This window comes from Streptomyces sp. NPDC097981 (assembly GCF_040302565.1).
Classification (GTDB): domain Bacteria; phylum Actinomycetota; class Actinomycetes; order Streptomycetales; family Streptomycetaceae; genus Streptomyces.
In genome coordinates, this window is sequence record NZ_JBEORW010000012.1 from 1 (window position 1) to 17070 (window position 17070).

A 17070-nucleotide genomic window follows, 5' to 3' on the forward strand; every position below is an offset into this window, starting at 1 on the left:
ACTGATTTCTCGCGTGCACCTTCCTGTCTCGCTAGCCGGACCCGGGTCGTCTGGCAGTACCAACCCGTCCCGGCGTTGTCGGGGCTGCTTACCGCTCGGCTCGGCATCCCCCGAACCGAACTGCCCCCAGCTTCAACCGGATTGCTACGACAACCCGGTGGTGAAGGTCTCTCACCTCACTCGATTCCATGGCGCCTCGTGGCGCACCCATACGATGCGACAAACTCGCCATCGCCTACCAGGCCGCCCTCCACCTCGCCGCCATCCTCATTTGGGCACGACGATGACCACGCTAAAGGCCCAAGGCATCGGCGAAGGCCGAGAACGTGGGCGTGACCAAGCGCCACTCGCACTGGCGGGGGTTCGTCCAGAAGTCGCTGCCCACCACGCGGGGATCGGAGGGATTTGTGCGGTAGTCCAGAGCTAGGGGCCACGTCGTCCCCGGCGTGGCGGTTGACGGCGACGAGGACTGCCTGCTCGACATCCAGCCAGGGCAGTTCGACCGCGGTCTGTTGACTGCTGCCTCGTATCTCGCGGAACAGCGCAGAGGAACGCGGATCGTCCGCGAAGCGGTCCATGGACCGGGATTCCCTCGTCATCTGCTCCGTGTTTGCAAGGAAGTCGAGGGGATCCTCGAACCACGGGATCAGCCTTGCCATCTCCCTGTCCCCGGGATGGCGCCACCGGCTTTGGCAGAGCAGCGACGTCAGCTGAACAGGCAAGATCAGCCCGCGGACCATGGTGTTTTCCATAGCGACCAGCGTGTCACGCTCGCTGTCACTCATCTGGTCAAGCCAGGTTCTTCCTCGCCAACCAGCGGTCTAGAGCACCAAGGAGACACCCCCTAGGGGCAGCCTGGCCCCCATGACCGGGTCTTAGCTCGACAGGATCCCGTTCAGTGCGTCACTGCGCATCTTCTGCGTTAGCGCGAGCTGCTTTCGCAGCAACAGCTCATGTTCGTCCAGTCGCGCCATCGCGTCAGCGATCGTCTGCTGTGTCCCAAGATCAGGCAGCATAACCGGCAACTCACCCAATACGTTGAGAGAGATGGTCTTCATGGTCATGCTCCCGGTGGCGTGGGACTCGAGCCACTTGCGTGCCTCCGGACTGCGGAGGTACGCCGCGAAATAATCGGCGTTGAGCTCGGCGGGGGGCCGAAGCACGAAGCAGCCGGTGCCGCAGACCCAGCCCTGCTGCTCCTCACGGACGACAGCACATCGCCCCAGCTCTCCACGGCGTGCCATCACGACGTCGCCACGGTGGAGGCGAAAGCGTTCCAGACTTTCGGCTTGATGTCCGGTGATATGTCTGATGCTCGCCACACTGAAACCGCTGCCTGTGAGGTCCTTGGGCATCACGACGGGGACGCCCGCATCCACGTAGTCTTCGGCGCGGATGAGGCTTCCTGAAGGGCCCGCGAGGAGCAGACCCGGCATTGAGTCCTCGAACCCGCCGTCTACGGTGCCGCTCACAATGCTCTGGAGCGGTACCCGCGGAGGCTCGATCCCGCTGCGGGTCAACCGCTCGCACCTGCTGAAACTTCGCCGGAGGCCGACGCTGGAACCGGTCGTTGCCTCCTCATGCCGATCCAGCTCATCGAGCATGAGACTCATGTCCGGAGCCGTCGTCGGTCGCTCCCGCTTGACGTCGACGTACAGCCGGGGGTCAAGACTGCCGTCATTCTCGAGGATCTCTTCGTGCGCGACCGAACGAGAGAACCCTGGTTCATCGGGCGTTGCACGAGGAGTCCGCCGCCACGCGTGAAACCGACTGCTGATGCGCTCTGTGTCCTCTGCGGTCAAGGCGCGGGGTTGCCGCGGCACTTGCGTACCGAGCCGACTGGCATCGATGAAGAGGACGGCATTCTCGTCGCCGACCGGCACGTGGCGGGACTTGTCGCGGGCGAGTATCCAGATGTGCACGGGGATGGATGTGTGAGTGAAGAGATTCGGTGGCAACGCGATGATGGCGAGGAGTGCGCCGCCGGCGATCATCCTCCTCCGGATCTCCGCTTCACGACCGTTGGACCAGGCGGCACGCGGCGGCATAATCACCGCCGCGAGGCCGTTCTCGCTCAGCCGGGTCCACGCGAGCTGAAGCCAGGCGAAGTTCGCATTGGATTCGGCGGGCTGGCCGAAAGGCCAGTCGACGATGTGGACGTCCTTGATCCGCTGGTTGAACGGCGGATTGCTCAGCACCCGGTCGACAAGGCCGTTGCCGCGCCGCTGAAACTGTGTCACTGGGTCGGAGACACCTACGACCGGCTGATCCACCCCGTGGATGGCGAGGTTCATCATTGCCAGCCGCGGGTTACTGCGATCCGTGGCGTATGCCTCGAAAGAAGCTCCGTCGACGCGGCCGAGTTCGGCGATTCGCTGCGCTGCGGCCGCGAGAAGACCGCCGGACCCACAGGCCGGATCAAGGATCCGGTCTCCAGGCTGCGGAGACGCGGACTCGATGAGTAGGCGCGCGACCGCACGCGGGGTGTAGAACTCCCCCGCCGAAAGCCTGCTCTCCTGAACGTGGCGCTCGAGGAGCAGTCCGCAAACTTCCGGCAATCCGACATCAGCCAGCGTCGGTCGCTGCGTCAGCGCGGAGAGGAAGGCGGCTGCCCACGGTACGTCGTCTGACGCTTCGTCACCGTCAAGAAGCCCGACATTAAGGTTGTGGATGTCGGGAACAGGGAAGCCCGTATGCCTGCTGGCGCTCCTCATCGCACCGCGCAGGTCCATCAGCGGCGAGATGCCGATTCGTGCCTCCGCAACAGCTCGAGCCCACCGCTTGACGAACTCGTCCTCCGGTTCACCCGCCGACTCAACGAATCCTGCAAGCATCAGGATTGCGAGCATGGACGTAAGGTCGCTGAACGTGTTCCGGCCCCGCTGGAAGGGGGCGTACGCCCGCCAAAGCCGGTCGACTGCGTCCGCGGCGTGGCTCCCCGTCTGCATGGTCTCCACGTGTAGGTCTCCTCGCTCTAGGCCGGCTACTTCAGTTGGCTGATGACATACGCCGATGCGGCAACAAGCATCAGCAGACACAGGCGCAGCGTCGTGCCCGTGCTCTGCATCGCCTTCCCAAGCAGCTCGATGAAAGATTTCACTCTGTGGTTCCCCCTGCCTTCGATCCCGAGTCAATAACTGCGCAGTCTTGCTGCGCAGTTCCTCTGGCTGTGACCTTGTTGCGTCGTGCGGTGCCAGGCCTGAGGCAGAGGTCGAATGAAGAGGAATGTAGCAGCGATCAACGGCGGGCGTGTGTCGGGGAGTTCGTCGTTGCCTAAGGGTGTCGCAGTGCGCAGTGAGGCTGCGCATTCACCTCATGTTGAGATCGCTGTTCATGGGCGTATAGAAGGGGATGTAGCGCTCGGCAGTCGGGGGCGGAGGCGGTTTGAGATGTGGCGCAGGTCACATCCCTTGCTGCCTCAGGGGAGCCGCCTGCGTCGAGCTGGGTTCGGTGATGTCTCTTGCGGATCGCAGGCGGCCGCGTTCAGTGGGCCCCCGGATTTTCCGTTGTGGGACCCACAAAGCCGTCGAGCTGGCTCAATGGATGCATGGAGATCGGCGAGCGCTGGGCCTATCGGACCAAGCCGAAGGATCTGGGCGGCGCGGTGTGCCAAGTGGAGATCGTCAGGGTGGGCGGCTCAAGCAGGTCCCGGAGCGTCCACGTGCGATTCCTGGACGGTGACGCGGCCGGCCTGCAGGAGTGGGTGAGCCCCAGCTATCTGTTGGCCCTCTGGGCTGATATCGACTTCTTCCGGGCGGACGACGCGGCGGAGCTGGCTCTGGCTGAGGCGTCGAGGGCAGTGCGGGGGAGCGCCGAGTTGGAGGCGGCCCGGATGGTCCTGGGCTTCGTCCGGCCCAAAGCTCAGCTGCGGCTGCGTAAGGCGGTGGCCGACGCGGGCGTGCTGGAGCTCGGGCACCTTGACGAGACCGCGCCAATCATCGGCATGGACGCTGCTCAACTGCGCGACGACCCCTTGGTGTACGAGGACCGTAAAGGCTGCTCCCTGGCGGGCTGGCCGATCACAGAGCGGATCGCACGCCAGGTTGCCCAACGGCTGGCCGAGGAGATCCTGCCGGAGGTCGACCGGCGGCAGCAGGCCATGGAAGAGGAGCGTGACCGATCCTCCTGGTACGGGTACCAGCATCGGGACGACCGAAAGCTGGACGCGGAGAAGGAAGCCCTGCGCACGGTGCGGGAGTGGTGCGGACAGGAGAAGGCCGAGCGCCACGACGAACTGGTGGCCCTGAGGGCGGAGGTGCTGCGACTCGGGGAACTGGTCGAGCGGGCCGTGAAGGCGCTCCGCGACCGGGGCCACGGCGTCATCGCCTCCACCATTGAGCGCGACCTGGGCGTCCATATCTCCAGCCTTGGTCCAGACGTTCGTCGCTGAACGCCCGCGAGCGCTCCGGCTCCGGTCGCGGCGCCTCGGGTTGGGCCGCCGCGGGCTTCGACGGCGGCTTCTCCTTCTCGGGACGTTGTGGGTGCCAGCCGTTGAGGAACGGACGCAACTGGTCACCCGTCGGCTCCGCGTGGAAGTTCCGCCCGCGGAGCCCCTCGCGGCTCAGGAGGGGATCGAGCCGGGCTGCTTCTGACCGCCCCCAGGCCGACCACTTCCGAAGGCTCTCTGCCTCGACGGGGTCATCTGCCTGGGCAGCGGACTCGTCCAGCGCATCGCAGAAAGCCCGGATCTCGCCGACGGCCCGCCACTGGTCCAGGGCCGTCCCGAACTGCTCGGCCCGCGCGGCATCCACCGCCTTGATCGAAGCCACGCTGACCGCGGCCTCCCACTTCTCCTGACGCCGCTGCCGCTTCTCCGCCTCGAGCCGCTGGCGCTCGGCTTCCTGCCGCGCCCGCTCCTCCTGCAGCCGAAGCTGCTCCGCTTCGCGTTCCTCCCGCAAGCGGCGCTGTTCCGCCTCGTACTTCATCCTGGCCCGCTCCTGCTCCTGCGCACGTGCCTTCAGCACCCTGAAGACCTCATCGATCTGGCCTTCAAGCGGCCTCTCGTCGGCGTCGGCCCACTCCGTCTTGATGCCGAGGCGCAACTCAAGCTCCCCGGAAGGCTCGGACCGGTGTGCCGGCGTCACCCGCTGCCAGTCGTACGTACGCCGGCCAGGCTGCTTGGGTACGTACCGGACCTGCCTCTGCCGCTCACGGAAGCTGATCTCGTAGGTGATGCCATGGACGGTGAGTAGCGGCCTTGGCTGCTTACGCTTCCTGGAGACCTTGATCTCGCCGTGGAGGGCGAATGCGCGCTCGGCGAACAGCCGGAGCAGGGACAGAACCCGGGGGAGTACCTCCTCGGAGACTTCGAAGGCGCTGTGGTCCTTCTCGACCGCCGCGATCACATCGTCGATGTCGGTCAGCGTCCTACTGCGCGCGAGCCTGATGCGGTTCCATTCCGTGTCGTCCTCGCCGCTCACCCGGAGCAGCCCGAAGGAGATGTCTCCCTTGGCTCGCCCGGTGTACTTCAGGTGGTACCCGGCAGGAGGGCACTGCCTCGCCGCATCGAAGGCCCGCCGGTACCGGGCCCGCTCCGTCTCACCCGGATCCGGGATGCGCAGGAAACGCCCAGCCTGCTGCACCTCCGCGATCAAAGCCGCTCCGATGTCCGCTGGGGAGGCCTGTGGAGCCTTGGGCGCACGCTGAACACGAGGCTTCGGTTCGGCCGGGGCCTGGGACACGGGAGGCTCCGACTCTTGGGCCGCGCTGGCACCCGCTGTCGTCCGAGACCTTCGAGGCGCGGGTTCAGGCCGGTCCGGGTGATGACCGTGTTGGAGGTAGAAGCGCCCGGCATCGGAGATCTCCGCCTGCCACCGCCCGCCCTCCTTCGGCATAGCGATGAGGCCCCGTTCCTTCAGGACATGCGCAGTGCGGGCGAGCTCCGGGGAGTCTGACGTGACGGGTTCGGCGCCCTCCCCGATGCGTGTGAGGAGGGCAAGCTGGCGATCGTTGAGCGGTGTCCAACGGTGCATGTGATCGTCGTATCGTCAGTGCTCCCGTGCGCACAAGCTATGCGGTGGGCTTCCCAAGGTCAGTTGCCGAGGAGGGACTTCAGGGCATCTACGGACAGGCGCAGACCCGGATCGGCTGCACCTGCGTCGAAGCGGACGCCCTCGGCTGCCAGGACGTCGGCGGGTGACTCTGTGCGGGTGGGGTCGGTCCAGCGGAAGCCGGGGCTGACGCGGCCCGCTGCGTTGAGGACCCGCCAGGCGTTGGGGCACTGGCCGCAGGTTGCCAGGTGAGTGCCGACCGGGACGGCGTGGCTGCCGATCACAGTTGCCACGTCCCCGTAGGTCGTCCACCGTCCGGCGGGGACGGCGTTCAGAAGGGTGTGCAGGCCCGTCCAGTCCTTGCTGGTGCCGTTGTGCTGCCTGGACAGGCGTGCGAGATCGATGCCTGCCAGAGCCGCCCACTCGCTAGGGTCGACTGCCTCCGGCACAAGGCTGGTGTCGACATCCCACCAAGTGGTGCCCCGTATCCCGTCGACCTTGCGGCCGGTCACGCTGGTGAACACGTGCTTCGCCAGGCCGGTAGGCGAGTAGATCTTGCCGTCGGCGTCCCAGGTCAGTGGGTTGCAGGTGTTGTTGCTCCACGTAGCGGTGCCACGCTTGCCGTCTTCACGCACCCACTCCTGGATGGCCTGGCGGATGGGCTCCGGTGCGCCGTGCCTCGGGACCAGCCGCAGCCGGGTTCCGTCCGGCAGTAGCCCAGCGTCGACGAGGACGTGCACGGCCTTCTGGGCCTGGGTGCGCTCTTCCAGCTTCTCGACGGCGGCCTTGGCCTCGATCCGGGCCGGGGCGAGAGTGAACTCCTCCACCTCCGGCGTGGGGTAGACCTTGGTGAACCCGGCGACGAGCTGGTCCTTCACCTTCCACAGCCCCACCTGGATCAGGTCGATGTCGAGGTTCATCTCCGACAGCCAGACCACGGTGTGGGTGACCTGCTTGGGGAAGTTGGCGGCGATGATCACCTGCCTGGGGCGCTGGAGGAGTTCCGGGCTCCAGTCCCCGTCCACGTGATCCAGGAGGCGTTGCCGGCACTCGTCGAGTTCGAGGACCTCGCCCCTGCCCTTTCGGAAGTCGCGGTGCGCCTGGGCCAGCGTGTCGAGGTCGAACCGGGACACCAGGGCGGCATAGGTGATCGCCTGGAGGTGTACGTCGCGGTCGGCCGTTCCGCGCTTCAGCTCGACGACCACGAGCCGCCCGGTGGCGTCCAGCCCCAGGACATCCAGCCGGTCCCGCGCCGGCACCCCGTCCGTGTCGGCCCACCGGTCGAACTCGGAGGTGATCACGAGCACCGACTCGCCGAGGACCTGAGGGTGGGTGATCACCCACTCCTGCAGGTGCTGTCGTTCGAGGAGGCCTTCCGCGGCCAACGCGGTCGGTGCGACCGGCGTGGCCGAGCCCCCGTCGACGGTGAAGAGATGATCCACGCTGTCCCCCTGCCCCAGTCCATCAGCCGCGCGCTCCGACGCCGGCCGTCCTGAGCCTACGTGCGGGTCGCGCCCCGGGTCAGTTCCTTGCGGTAGATCACGGAGGGCTTGGGAGCCAGCCGGGAGCCGGGTTCCGAGGTCAGCTCCCCGATGGCTCCCAAGACAGGGGCAAACGCCAAACAGGGGCCTGATTCGATTTCTCGAATCAGGCCCCTGACCTGGTCTTACTCTGTCGGGGTGGCGGGATTTGAACCCACGACCTCTTCGTCCCGAACGAAGCGCGCTGCCAAGCTGCGCTACACCCCGATCGCCGCCTTGCAGCGTTTGCTGTCCTGGCGACATCGATTACTTTAGCGGACCCTCGGCCGGAGACGAAATCCGGTTTTCGCGAGAGGTGCGCCGGGGGACGGCCCGCCGCCTCCCGCACGGCATGATCACGATGCCGGGCCGGGCCTCGCTAGGCCTTCGGGGTCAGTGTCAGGAGCGTCGCCTCCGGGGGGCAGGCGAAGCGGACCGGCGTGTAGCGGTTCGTGCCGCAGCCCGCCGAGACGTGGAGGTAGGCGCGCCGGCCGTCCGCCTCGTGCGTGGAGAGCCCCTTCACCCGCTTCGTGTCCAGGTCGCAGTTGGTGACGAGCGCCCCGTAGAAGGGGATGCACAGCTGCCCGCCGTGCGTGTGCCCGGCCAGGATCAGCGGGTACCGGTCGGCGGTGAAGGATTCGAGGACGCGCAGGTACGGGGCGTGCACGACGGCCATCGAGAAGTCCGCGTCCGGCTCCGGACCGCCCGCGACCCGCTCGTAGCGGTCCCGCTTGATGTGCGGGTCGTCGAGGCCGGTGAAGGCCAGCTCCGCGCCGGGCAGTTTCAGGCGGCCGCGCGTGTTGGTGAGGTTGACCCAGCCCGCCGCGTCGAAGGCGTCCCGGATCTCCTCCCACGGGTTGTGCACGGCGCCGACGACCGGCTTGTTGCCGTTCAGGCCGTGCCGCCCCTGGACCTTCTCGATCAGGTAGCGGCCGGGGTTGCGCAGCCGCGGCCCGTAGTAGTCGTTCGACCCGAACACGTACACCCCGGGGAAGGACATCAGGGGGCCCAGCGAGTCCAGCAGCTCCGGGACGCCCTCGGTGTCGGAGAGGTTGTCGCCCGTGTTCACGACGAAGTCCGGGCGCAGACCGGCCAGGGACTGGAGCCAGGCGCGCTTCTTGTGCTGGCCTCCGACCATGTGGATGTCGGAGACCTGCAGTACGCGCAGCGGGCGCATCCCCGCGGGCAGGACCGGCACGGTGATCCGGCGCAGGCGGAACGACCGCGCCTCGAAACCGGCCGCATAGGCCACACCAGCGGCCCCCACCGCCGCGATTGAAGCGGTGACCTTCAGGGGTACTCCGTAACGCGCACGCATGGCCCCATCGTCTCAGACGCGGAAAACCGGCGAGCGCCACCGCCGCTTCACCTGGCAGACTCAGGTCATGACCACGCTCAAGGCCAAGCTCCAGGAAGACCTCACCACCGCCATCAAGGCGCGCGACGAGCTGCACTCGTCCACGCTGCGCCTGACCCTCGCCGCCATCACCAAGGAGGAGGTCGCGGGCAAGGAAGCCCGCGTGCTCTCCGACGACGAGGTCCTCAAGGTGATCGCCAAGGAGGCGAAGAAGCGCCGCGAGGCCGCGGAGGCCTTCACCCAGGGCGGTCGTCCCGAGCAGGCGGCGCGCGAGACGGCGGAGGGCGAGTTCCTCGACACCTACCTGCCCAAGCAGCTCGGCGACGACGAGCTCGACGCGATCGTGGCGCAGGCCGTCGAGGAGGCGCAGGCCGCGGGAGCCGAGGGGCCGCGGGCCATGGGTGCCGTCATGAAGATCGTGGGCCCGAAGGTGGCCGGTCTGGCGGAGGGCGGCCGTGTCGCCGCCGCCGTCAAGAAGCGCCTCGCCTAAGGCCGTCCGGCCGATCATGTGACCGCCTCGTGCCCGGTCGTTGTTCCGGGTATGGGGCGGGGCGAGTGATGCCCAGTGCGAACGGCTGCGGCCGTTCCTGCCGGCCGGCAACGCGCCGGCCCGCCGCCGGTTCCCGCGGCACATGGGGACCGTGCCTGAGCGGCAGCCCTCGTCTTCCGGCTCCGCACGTGATCGGCCGGCAAGCCTAGTGACCCTGCTCGGTGATCATCTTGAGCATGGCCTGGGCTGTGTTGTTCTCGGAGTCGATGCCCTGGACCTCGGCGCCGTCAAAAGTGATCGGCTCGGCGCTGCGGGCGAACACGGCCTGTTCGTACTCGGTGAGCGCGGCCTCGATGTCGTCGGGATGCGCAGCGAGCGCCCTGCCGAGTTCGGCGCCGTCGAGCATGGCCAGGTTGGCGCCTTCGCCGTTCGGGGCTGCGAGGTGGGCGGCGTCACCGAGCAGGGTCACTCCCGGCACCCGGTCCCACCGGTGCTCGGCCGGCAGAGCGTAGTGGGGGCGCAGAACAGGCGTGACATCGGCGTCCGTGATCAGCGCGGTGAGCTCCGGCGCCCAGCCGTCGAATTCCCGCGCGATCCGCGCGGCCGCGGCGGAGGCATCGGTGAAATCGATGGCGGCAAACCAGTCCCGTGGCCTGGACAGTGCCACGTAGGCGTGCAGCGTGTCACCGCTCTCCCGGTGAGCGAAGATCTCCTTGCCCGGCGAGGGCGCGATCATCGACCCGCCGCCGACCACTTTCGAGGCGCCGGTGTGCCGGGTGTCGGCGTCGAACAGGTAGGTCTCGACGAACGACGTGCCGACGTACTCGGGTGTGGCGTCGGAGAGCAGTGGCCGGACCCGCGACCATGCGCCGTCCGCGCCGACCAGCACGCTCGTGACGACGGTGCCGCCGTCGGCGAACGTCACCTCATGGTGCCCCTCGCCGAGGGCACGGGCGCCGCTGACCTTGTGCCCCCACCGGACGGTGCCGGCCGGGAGCGAGTCGAGCAGGATCCGTCGCAGCTCCCCGCGCCGCACCTCGGGGCGTCCGCCCGTGCCGTCGTCGGCCGTCTCGTGCAGGACGGTGCCGTCCTGCACGACGAGCCGCATCGTCTGGCGGCCTTCGATGACGATGGCGTGGAACTCGTCCATCAGGCCGGCCGCCTTGAGGGCGAGCTGCCCGTTGTAGTCGTGGATGTCGAGCATCCCGCCCTGCGTGCGTGCCGTCGGGGAGGACTCGGCCTCGTAGACCGTGACCGGGATTCCGTGGACGTGCAGGACGCGGGCCAGCGTGAGTCCGCCGAGTCCGGCGCCGATGATCGTGACGGGGGTGCGCATGGTGGCTCCTCGGGGTCAGGGCCGCCCGGTGAACTCCGGCGGCCGTTGCCGGAAAGGTGCCAGGACCCGCCTACAAGCCGCCGACACCGGACCGGCCGTCCCCGATGGATGACCGACACCGGCCCGGAAGGGCGTTGACCGGACGCAACGAGAGGGCCCGGTCGCCTGCGACCGGGCCCTCTCGTCATGCGTGCCTACGGGCCCGCGGGGCCGCCGATCCCTCCCGGTTCCAGGGTGATGCCCGGGAACGGGTTGGTCGGGGTGCTGCCGCCCGTCGCGCCGCCCAGGGCGCCCGCCGTCTGGCCGCCGGGGCGGCCGCCGGGCTTGCCCTCGCCGCCCGGCTTGCCGGGCTTCCCCGGCTTGTTCGGGCTGGGGATCGTGGGGGTGGGCCGGCCGCCGCCGGTCGGCGGGCCCCCGCCCTCCGGAAGGCTGATCGTGGAGAAGCTCGGCGCCTCCCGGCCCGACAGCGCGCCCGAGACCGCCTGCTTCCAGATCGGGCCGGGCAGCCCGCCGCCGTAGACCTTGTCGTAGTACTGGCCGCCGATGGTGATGTTCTCCATCGACACCTGCTTGGAGCCGCCCGAGCCGACCCAGGTCGCGCCGGACATGTTCGGGGTGTACCCGACGAACCAGGCGTTGTAGCGGCTGTCGGTGGTACCGGTCTTGCCCGCGTTCTGCCGGTCGGTCAGACCCGCCGCGGTACCGGTACCGGAGTCGACGACGCCGAGGAGCAGCGTGTTGACGGTGTCGGCGGTCTTCTCCGCCATCACCCGGTCGCACTGCGACTTCGGCACCGCCAGCGCCTTGCCGTGCGAGTCGGTGATGGACTCCAGGGCGACGGGGGTGCAGTACACGCCGCGGTTGGCGAAGGTCGCGTACGCGTTCGCCATGGTCAGCGGGGACATGCCCTCGGTGCCGAGCGCGATCGCCGGGACCTCGGGCAGCTTCGTGCCGTCGGCCGGGATCACGCCGAGCTTGGTGGTCATCTCGGTCACGGGGCAGATCCCCGTCTCGGCGATCATCTCCACGAAGTACGTGTTGACCGACTTGGCCATCGCGTCCTTCAGGTTGTACGCGCCGAACTCGGACTCCGACTCGTTCGGCACCCGCGCGTGCTCGGTGTTCTGCCAGGGCTTGTCGCCGCAGGTCGGGATGTTGCTCGGGTACTCCATCTCCTGCGGGGTGTTGTACACCTTCGTCGCCGGAAGGCCGCGCTCCAGGGCCGCGGCCGCGACGAACGGCTTGAAGGTCGAACCCGTCGGGAAGCCGAAGTTCGACCCGCCCATCCGCTTGTCCACGGAGAAGTTGATCTGGGTCTCGTTCTTGCCGAAGCCGTACGGCTTGGACTGGCCCATGGCGAGCACGCGGCCGGTGCCCGGCTGTACGAGGGTGACGGCCGTGGCGACCTTGTCGTCCTGGTTGACGTGGTCCTTGATCGAGTCGTTGACGGACTCCTGCGACTGCGGGTCCAGCGTCGTGCGCACGGTCAGGCCGCCCTGGTTCCAGAGCTTGGCCCGCTCCTCGCGGGTCTTGCCGAACACCGGGTCGGTCAGGAAGGTGTTGCGCACGTAGTCGCAGAAGAAGCCCGCGCCCTTGACCGCGGTGATGCAGCCGTTCTTCGGCCGGGTCACCTTCAGGGTCACCGGCTTCTTCTTCGCCTCGTCCGCCTCGGCCTGCGAGACGTCCTTCATGTCGACCATGCGCTGGAGGACGACGTTGCGGCGCTTCATCGCCTCCTGCGCGTCGTTCACCGGGTCGAAGCGGCTCGGCGACTGCACGACGCCGGCCAGCAGTGCCGACTCGTCGAGGGTCAGGTCCTTGGCCGGCTTGCTGAAGTAGCGCTGAGCGGCGGATTCGATTCCGTACGACTGCTGGCCGAAGTACGTGATGTTGAGGTAGTTCTCGAGGATCTTCTTCTTCCCGAGCTCCTCCTCGACCTGGATCGAGTACTTCAGCTCGCGGATCTTGCGGCCCAGGCTCTTCTCCTGGGCCTCGCGCACCTTGGTCTCGTCGTCGCCGGCCTCTTCGACGAACACGTTCTTCACGTACTGCTGCGTCAGCGTCGACGCGCCCTGCGCGGCGCCGCCTTCCTGGGCGTTGCGGTTGACCGCGCGCAGGATGCCCTTCAAGTCGACCGCGCCGTGCTCGTAGAAACGCGAGTCCTCGATCGCGACGATCGCCTTCTGCATGTACGGGGAGATCGCCGTGAGGGGGACCACCTGCCGGTCTCGTGAATAGACCGTAGCGATCAAGCCACCCTCGGCGTCCAGAATCGTTGTGCGCTGGCTCAGCGGCGGTGTCTTGAGATTGGCCGGGATCTCGTCGAATCCCTCGACCGTGCCCTTGGCGGCGAGCCCCAGGGCGCCTGCGCCCGGGATCGCGATGCCGGCCAGTACAACTCCGGAGAGAACGGACACCCCGAGGAACTTGGCGGCCTGCTGCGGCCCCGTCAGCCCGGCGCCCGAGCGCTTCTTTCCCATGGAGGGCAGCCTACGTTCTCATTCACCGGACGCGCGCGAATGCCTTGGCCTAAGCTGTCCCCAACTGTCACAGCAGTGCGGTGCGACATCAACCCCTCGGCTTGATTTTCACCCTTCCCGAATGGGGTGGACTTATGTCCGAATCTCGCCCCCCGCCCTGACGGTCGCCTGTCCGTGCTCCGCCGATTCCAACCGAATCGCCGGAATGGTCCGACATGTCTCCGGATCACTCCGTCGGGTGATCTGCCGCTTACCCATAGTCCGTTCGGACCATTCAAGATTGGGCCCGTCGGGGGTGTTGCACTGTGCTCGCCTTCCGTAACGTCCTCAACTGGCAGCGGTGAATATGCCGCTACCGCCGTGGGGGAGCCTCGATTCGGGAGAGGACGGCGCCGGGATGGGCTGGGTTACCGACTGGAGTGCGCAGGCAGCCTGCCGCACTACCGATCCGGATGAACTGTTCGTTCAAGGAGCGGCACAGAACAGGGCCAAGGCGGTGTGCACCGGATGTCCGGTGCGGACCGAGTGCCTGGCCGACGCGCTCGACAATCGTGTCGAGTTCGGAGTATGGGGCGGAATGACCGAGCGGGAGCGTCGCGCATTGCTGCGCCGGCGTCCCACCGTCACCTCGTGGCGACGGCTGCTCGAAACCGCCCGCACGGAGTACGAACGCAGTACGGGCATCCTCACCGTGGATGTCGATGCGGAGATCGACGTGTCGTACGAGACGTACGCGGCAGCCGGGTAGACACACTCGCGCGGTGCCACGTGCGGACGCCTCCGCACACCCGGAGACGTCCGTCGTGCGAACGCCTACGCTCCGGCCGGAACCCCGGCCGCGAGTCGCTCTCCGATGGCCCGCAGCCCGGCGAGGTCGTGCACATCGCCGGGCAGGGCGGCCACCTCGGCCACCGCCACCTCGGGGTGCAGCGAGGTGAAGCGATCGCGTGTGCGCTGTTCGCGCGCGATCACCTGCATGCGTTCGGCGTGCAGGCGCAGCAGTCCTGCCGTGATCTCGTCCACATCGGCATCGATATCGGTAGAGGTGCGGGTGTCGGGGTTGGCATGGGCATCGGGCGAACCGGTCTCGGGACTGTCCGTGGCGCCGGCGGATTCCGCGGCCGAGTCACGAAGTCCAGCTTTCCCGGACTCCTGATCGACAATGCCGCCTTCTTCAAGATTCTCTGCGGCGGCCAACGCCCGTTCTGCGGACAGCTGGTCGGCGCCGCTGCCGTGCACCCGGTTCAGTACGAGACCGGCCAGCGGCATCTTCTCCGCGGCCAGCCGCTCCACGAAGTACGCCGCCTCCCGCAGGGCGTCCGGTTCGGGTGCCGCGACCACCAGGAACGCCGTACCGGGAGCCTGAAGCAGCCGGAACGTCGCGTCCGCGCGGGTGCGGAAGCCACCGAACATCGTGTCCATCGCCGCCACGAAGGTCTGTACGTCCTTGAGCAGCGAGGCGCCCATCAGCTTGCTGAGCGTGCCGGTCATCAGGGACATGCCGACGTTGAGGAACTTCATCCCCGCCCGGCCGCCCACCTTCGCCGGAGCCATCAGCACGCGAATGAACTTCCCGTCCAGGAAGGACCCCAGCCGCTTCGGCGCGTCGAGGAAGTCCAGCGCGGACCGGCTCGGCGGGGTGTCCACGACGATCAGGTCCCAGTCGTCCCGCGCCCGCAGCTGGCCCAGCTTCTCCATCGCCATGTACTCCTGTGTGCCCGCGAAGCCGGCCGACAGGGACTGGTAGAAGGGGTTCGCGAGGATGGCCTCCGCCCGCTCGGCGTCCGCGTGACCCTCGACGATCTCGTCGAACGTCCGCTTCATGTCGAGCATCATGGCGTGCAGTTCGCCGCCGTCGACCCCCTTCACCTTGCGCGGGGTGTTGTCCAGCGAGTCGATCCCCATCGACTGGGCGAGCCGCCGCGCCGGGTCGATGGTCAGCACGACCACCTTCCGCCCGCGCTCCGCCGCCCGTACGCCCAGGGCCGCGGCGGTCGTCGTCTTGCCGACCCCGCCCGCGCCGCAGCAGACGATGATCCGCGTCGTGTGATCGTCGAGCAGCCGGTCCACGGCCAATCGCGGGGGAGTGTCCATGCCGATGCCCACGTTCACGTCGGTGCTCCTGGTGGCCCCGCTCATTCCTCGCCCGCCTGCTTCCGCAGCTCCGAGGCCAGCTCGTACAGCCCGGCCAGATCCATCCCCGAGCCGAGCAGGGGGAGTTCGTACGTCGCCACGTCCAACTGCTCCAGTACGGTGCGCTGCGCGCGCTCCAGCTCCACGCGGCTCGCGTGCTCGGCGGCCTGTGCGAGCAGCGGGTCCACCAGCCGCTCCGCGAGCCCGCCTCGGCGCGCGCCGCCCAGGCCCGCCCGGGACAGGGCCTTGGCCACGCCGGCCCGGTGCTCGCCGGCGGCGGCGCTCAGGGCGTCCTCGTCCAAGTGGTGCGGCCGCACCATGTTGACGACGACCCGCCCCACGGGCAGTCCGGCCTCTTCGAGTTCGGCGATCCCGTCGGCGGTCTCCTGGACGGGCATCTCCTCCAGGAGCGTGACCAGGTGGACGGCCGTCTCCGGGGACTTGAGGACCTTCATGACGGCCTGCGCCTGGTTGTGGATCGGCCCGAACCGGGCCAGCCCCGCCACCTCGTCGTTGACGTTCAGGAAGCGGGTGATCCGCCCGGTGGGCGGCGCATCCATGATCACGTGGTCGTAGACGTAGCGGCCGGCCTTGTCCTTGCGCCGGACCGCCTCGCACGCCTTGCCGGTCAGCAGCACGTCCCGCAGCCCGGGCGCGATGGTCGTCGCGAAGTCGATGGCGCCGAGCTTCTTGAGGGCGCGCCCGGCGGAGCCGAGCTTGTAGAACATCTGGAGGTAGTCCAGCAGGGCCCGCTCGGCATCGATGGCCAGCGCGAACACCTCACCACCGCCCGAGGCGACGGCGATCTTCCGCTCCTCGTACGGGAGCGCCTCCGCCCCGAAGAGCTGCGCGATCCCCTGCCTGCCCTCGACCTCGACCAGAAGAGTCCGTCCGCCCTCGCGCGCGAGGGCGAGCGCGAGTGCCGCGGCGACCGTGGTCTTTCCGGTTCCGCCCTTGCCGCTGACCACCTGGAGCCTGCTCACAGCCTCTGAGCCTAACCACTCGCCTCTCAAGCCGCGCATGAGGCTCTCCCCCGCCGCCGGCGGCAGGTACCCCCACCGGCCTCCGGCCGGGGCGAGGCACGGCGCAACAGGCGTTACGCTCGCCCCCATGACCAAGAAGTTCGAATACGCGACGGTCCCGCTGCTGGTCCACGCCACCAAGCAGATCCTGGACACCTGGGGCGAGGACGGCTGGGAGCTCGTCCAGGTCGTGCCCGGCCCGAACAACCCCGAGCAGCTCGTGGCCTACCTCAAGCGGGAGAAGGCATGAGCGGCGCTGTCGAGGCGAAGCTGGCCGAGCTCGGCCTGACCCTGCCCGAGGTCGTCCCGCCGCTGGCCACGTACCAGCCGGCCGTGCGGTCGGGCGCTTACGTGTTCACCGCGGGCCAGCTCCCGATGGTCAAGGGCAGCCTGCCGGTCACCGGCAAGGTCGGCGCCGAGGTCTCGGCGGAGCAGGCCAAGCAGCTGGCCGCGACCTGCGCGCTGAACGCCCTGGCCGCGGTGAAGTCCGTGATCGGCGACCTCGACAAGATCGCGCGGGTCGTGAAGGTCGTCGGCTTCGTGGCGTCGGCCCCGGACTTCACGGGCCAGCCGGGCGTGCTGAACGGTGCGAGCGAGCTGCTGGGCGAGGTGCTCGGCGAAAAGGGCGTGCACGCCCGCAGCGCGGTCGGCGTGGCGGTGCTCCCGCTGGACGCCCCGGTCGAGGTCGAGATCCAGGTCGAGGTCCTCCCCGAGGCCTGACCGGCACCGGTACCTCTTCCCC

The 17070-nt window shown here is 68.4% G+C and carries 13 protein-coding genes and 1 tRNA gene; 5 read left to right on the plus strand and 9 right to left on the minus strand.

Annotated features, from left to right (window positions below; translation table 11 throughout):
- Positions 1–875 precede the first annotated feature (875 nt).
- The gene (locus ABTY04_RS14015; protein ID WP_352213618.1) at positions 876–2849 is read right to left on the minus strand and encodes a type I restriction-modification system subunit M/S; all 1974 of its coding nucleotides are present in this window, start codon (positions 2847–2849) and stop codon (positions 876–878) included.
- 698 nt (positions 2850–3547) lie between these two features.
- Between ABTY04_RS14015 and ABTY04_RS14020 the strand changes: the two genes are divergently transcribed.
- On the plus strand, positions 3548–4390 hold the full coding sequence (locus ABTY04_RS14020; RefSeq protein WP_352213619.1) for a PE-PGRS family protein: 843 nt from the start codon (positions 3548–3550) through the stop codon (positions 4388–4390).
- Here the strand turns inward: ABTY04_RS14020 and ABTY04_RS14025 are convergent.
- From ABTY04_RS14025 to ABTY04_RS14040, 4 genes are all read right to left on the minus strand, one after another.
- The gene (locus ABTY04_RS14025) at positions 4320–5594 is read right to left on the minus strand and encodes a hypothetical protein (RefSeq protein WP_352213620.1); all 1275 of its coding nucleotides are present in this window, start codon (positions 5592–5594) and stop codon (positions 4320–4322) included. The genes ABTY04_RS14020 and ABTY04_RS14025 overlap by 71 nt on opposite strands.
- A 437-nt stretch (positions 5595–6031) precedes the next feature.
- On the minus strand, positions 6032–7432 hold the full coding sequence (locus ABTY04_RS14030) for a DNA-binding protein (protein ID WP_352213621.1): 1401 nt from the start codon (positions 7430–7432) through the stop codon (positions 6032–6034).
- 232 nt (positions 7433–7664) lie between these two features.
- A tRNA-Pro gene (locus ABTY04_RS14035) sits at positions 7665–7738 on the minus strand.
- A 151-nt stretch (positions 7739–7889) separates the two neighbouring features.
- Positions 7890–8828, minus strand: coding sequence for a metallophosphoesterase (locus ABTY04_RS14040; protein ID WP_352213622.1), 939 nt, complete (start codon positions 8826–8828; stop codon positions 7890–7892).
- Between the two features lie 67 nt (positions 8829–8895).
- Between ABTY04_RS14040 and ABTY04_RS14045 the strand changes: the two genes are divergently transcribed.
- Positions 8896–9357 carry a GatB/YqeY domain-containing protein gene (locus ABTY04_RS14045; RefSeq protein ID WP_352213623.1) on the plus strand — a complete coding sequence of 154 codons (462 nt, stop codon included), beginning with the start codon at positions 8896–8898 and terminating at the stop codon, positions 9355–9357.
- A 205-nt stretch (positions 9358–9562) separates the two neighbouring features.
- Here ABTY04_RS14045 and ABTY04_RS14050 read toward each other — a convergent pair whose 3' ends face one another.
- Together ABTY04_RS14050 and ABTY04_RS14055 are read right to left on the minus strand one after the other, a co-directional pair.
- The gene (locus ABTY04_RS14050) at positions 9563–10693 is read right to left on the minus strand and encodes an FAD-dependent oxidoreductase (RefSeq protein WP_352213624.1); all 1131 of its coding nucleotides are present in this window, start codon (positions 10691–10693) and stop codon (positions 9563–9565) included.
- Between the two features lie 194 nt (positions 10694–10887).
- On the minus strand, positions 10888–13173 hold the full coding sequence (locus tag ABTY04_RS14055; protein WP_352213625.1) for a transglycosylase domain-containing protein: 2286 nt from the start codon (positions 13171–13173) through the stop codon (positions 10888–10890).
- A gap of 397 nt (positions 13174–13570) precedes the next feature.
- On the opposite strand from ABTY04_RS14055, the gene ABTY04_RS14060 reads away from it, so the two are divergent.
- Positions 13571–13921, plus strand: coding sequence for a WhiB family transcriptional regulator (locus ABTY04_RS14060; RefSeq protein WP_030228569.1), 351 nt, complete (start codon positions 13571–13573; stop codon positions 13919–13921).
- Between the two features lie 65 nt (positions 13922–13986).
- Here the strand turns inward: ABTY04_RS14060 and bagB are convergent, their stop codons facing one another.
- Both bagB and bagA read right to left on the minus strand, forming a co-directional pair.
- Positions 13987–15267 (minus strand): ATPase BagB, encoded by a 1281-nt coding sequence (gene bagB, locus ABTY04_RS14065; protein WP_352213786.1) that lies wholly within the window; start codon positions 15265–15267, stop codon positions 13987–13989.
- Positions 15268–15308: 41 nt separating this feature from the next.
- Positions 15309–16289: an ATPase BagA gene (gene bagA, locus ABTY04_RS14070; protein WP_352213626.1), complete on the minus strand. Its 981-nt coding sequence runs from the start codon at positions 16287–16289 to the stop codon at positions 15309–15311.
- A 127-nt stretch (positions 16290–16416) separates the two neighbouring features.
- Here bagA and sp36 point away from each other — a divergent pair, with 127 nt between their 5' ends.
- The gene (sp36, locus tag ABTY04_RS14075; protein ID WP_007264966.1) at positions 16417–16578 is read left to right on the plus strand and encodes a Sp36 family protein; all 162 of its coding nucleotides are present in this window, start codon (positions 16417–16419) and stop codon (positions 16576–16578) included.
- The gene (locus ABTY04_RS14080) at positions 16575–17048 is read left to right on the plus strand and encodes a RidA family protein (protein ID WP_352213627.1); all 474 of its coding nucleotides are present in this window, start codon (positions 16575–16577) and stop codon (positions 17046–17048) included. Before sp36 ends, ABTY04_RS14080 begins: the two co-directional genes overlap by 4 nt.
- The last annotated feature ends 22 nt before the right edge of the window (positions 17049–17070 follow it).

Bases quoted from the DNA above. Each gene is read 5' to 3' on its own strand.
- ABTY04_RS14060 (WP_030228569.1), top strand. From the start codon at position 13,571: ATGGGCTGGGTTACCGACTGGAGTGCGCAGGCAGCCTGCCGCACTACC.
- sp36 (WP_007264966.1), top strand. From the start codon at position 16,417: ATGACCAAGAAGTTCGAATACGCGACGGTCCCGCTGCTGGTCCACGCC.
- ABTY04_RS14040 (WP_352213622.1), bottom strand. From the start codon at position 8,828: ATGCGTGCGCGTTACGGAGTACCCCTGAAGGTCACCGCTTCAATCGCG.
- ABTY04_RS14045 (WP_352213623.1), top strand. From the start codon at position 8,896: ATGACCACGCTCAAGGCCAAGCTCCAGGAAGACCTCACCACCGCCATC.
- ABTY04_RS14050 (WP_352213624.1), bottom strand. From the start codon at position 10,693: ATGCGCACCCCCGTCACGATCATCGGCGCCGGACTCGGCGGACTCACG.
- ABTY04_RS14020 (WP_352213619.1), top strand. From the start codon at position 3,548: ATGGAGATCGGCGAGCGCTGGGCCTATCGGACCAAGCCGAAGGATCTG.
- bagB (WP_352213786.1), bottom strand. From the start codon at position 15,267: ATGGACACTCCCCCGCGATTGGCCGTGGACCGGCTGCTCGACGATCAC.
- ABTY04_RS14055 (WP_352213625.1), bottom strand. From the start codon at position 13,173: ATGGGAAAGAAGCGCTCGGGCGCCGGGCTGACGGGGCCGCAGCAGGCC.
- ABTY04_RS14080 (WP_352213627.1), top strand. From the start codon at position 16,575: ATGAGCGGCGCTGTCGAGGCGAAGCTGGCCGAGCTCGGCCTGACCCTG.
- ABTY04_RS14015 (WP_352213618.1), bottom strand. From the start codon at position 2,849: ATGCTCGCAATCCTGATGCTTGCAGGATTCGTTGAGTCGGCGGGTGAA.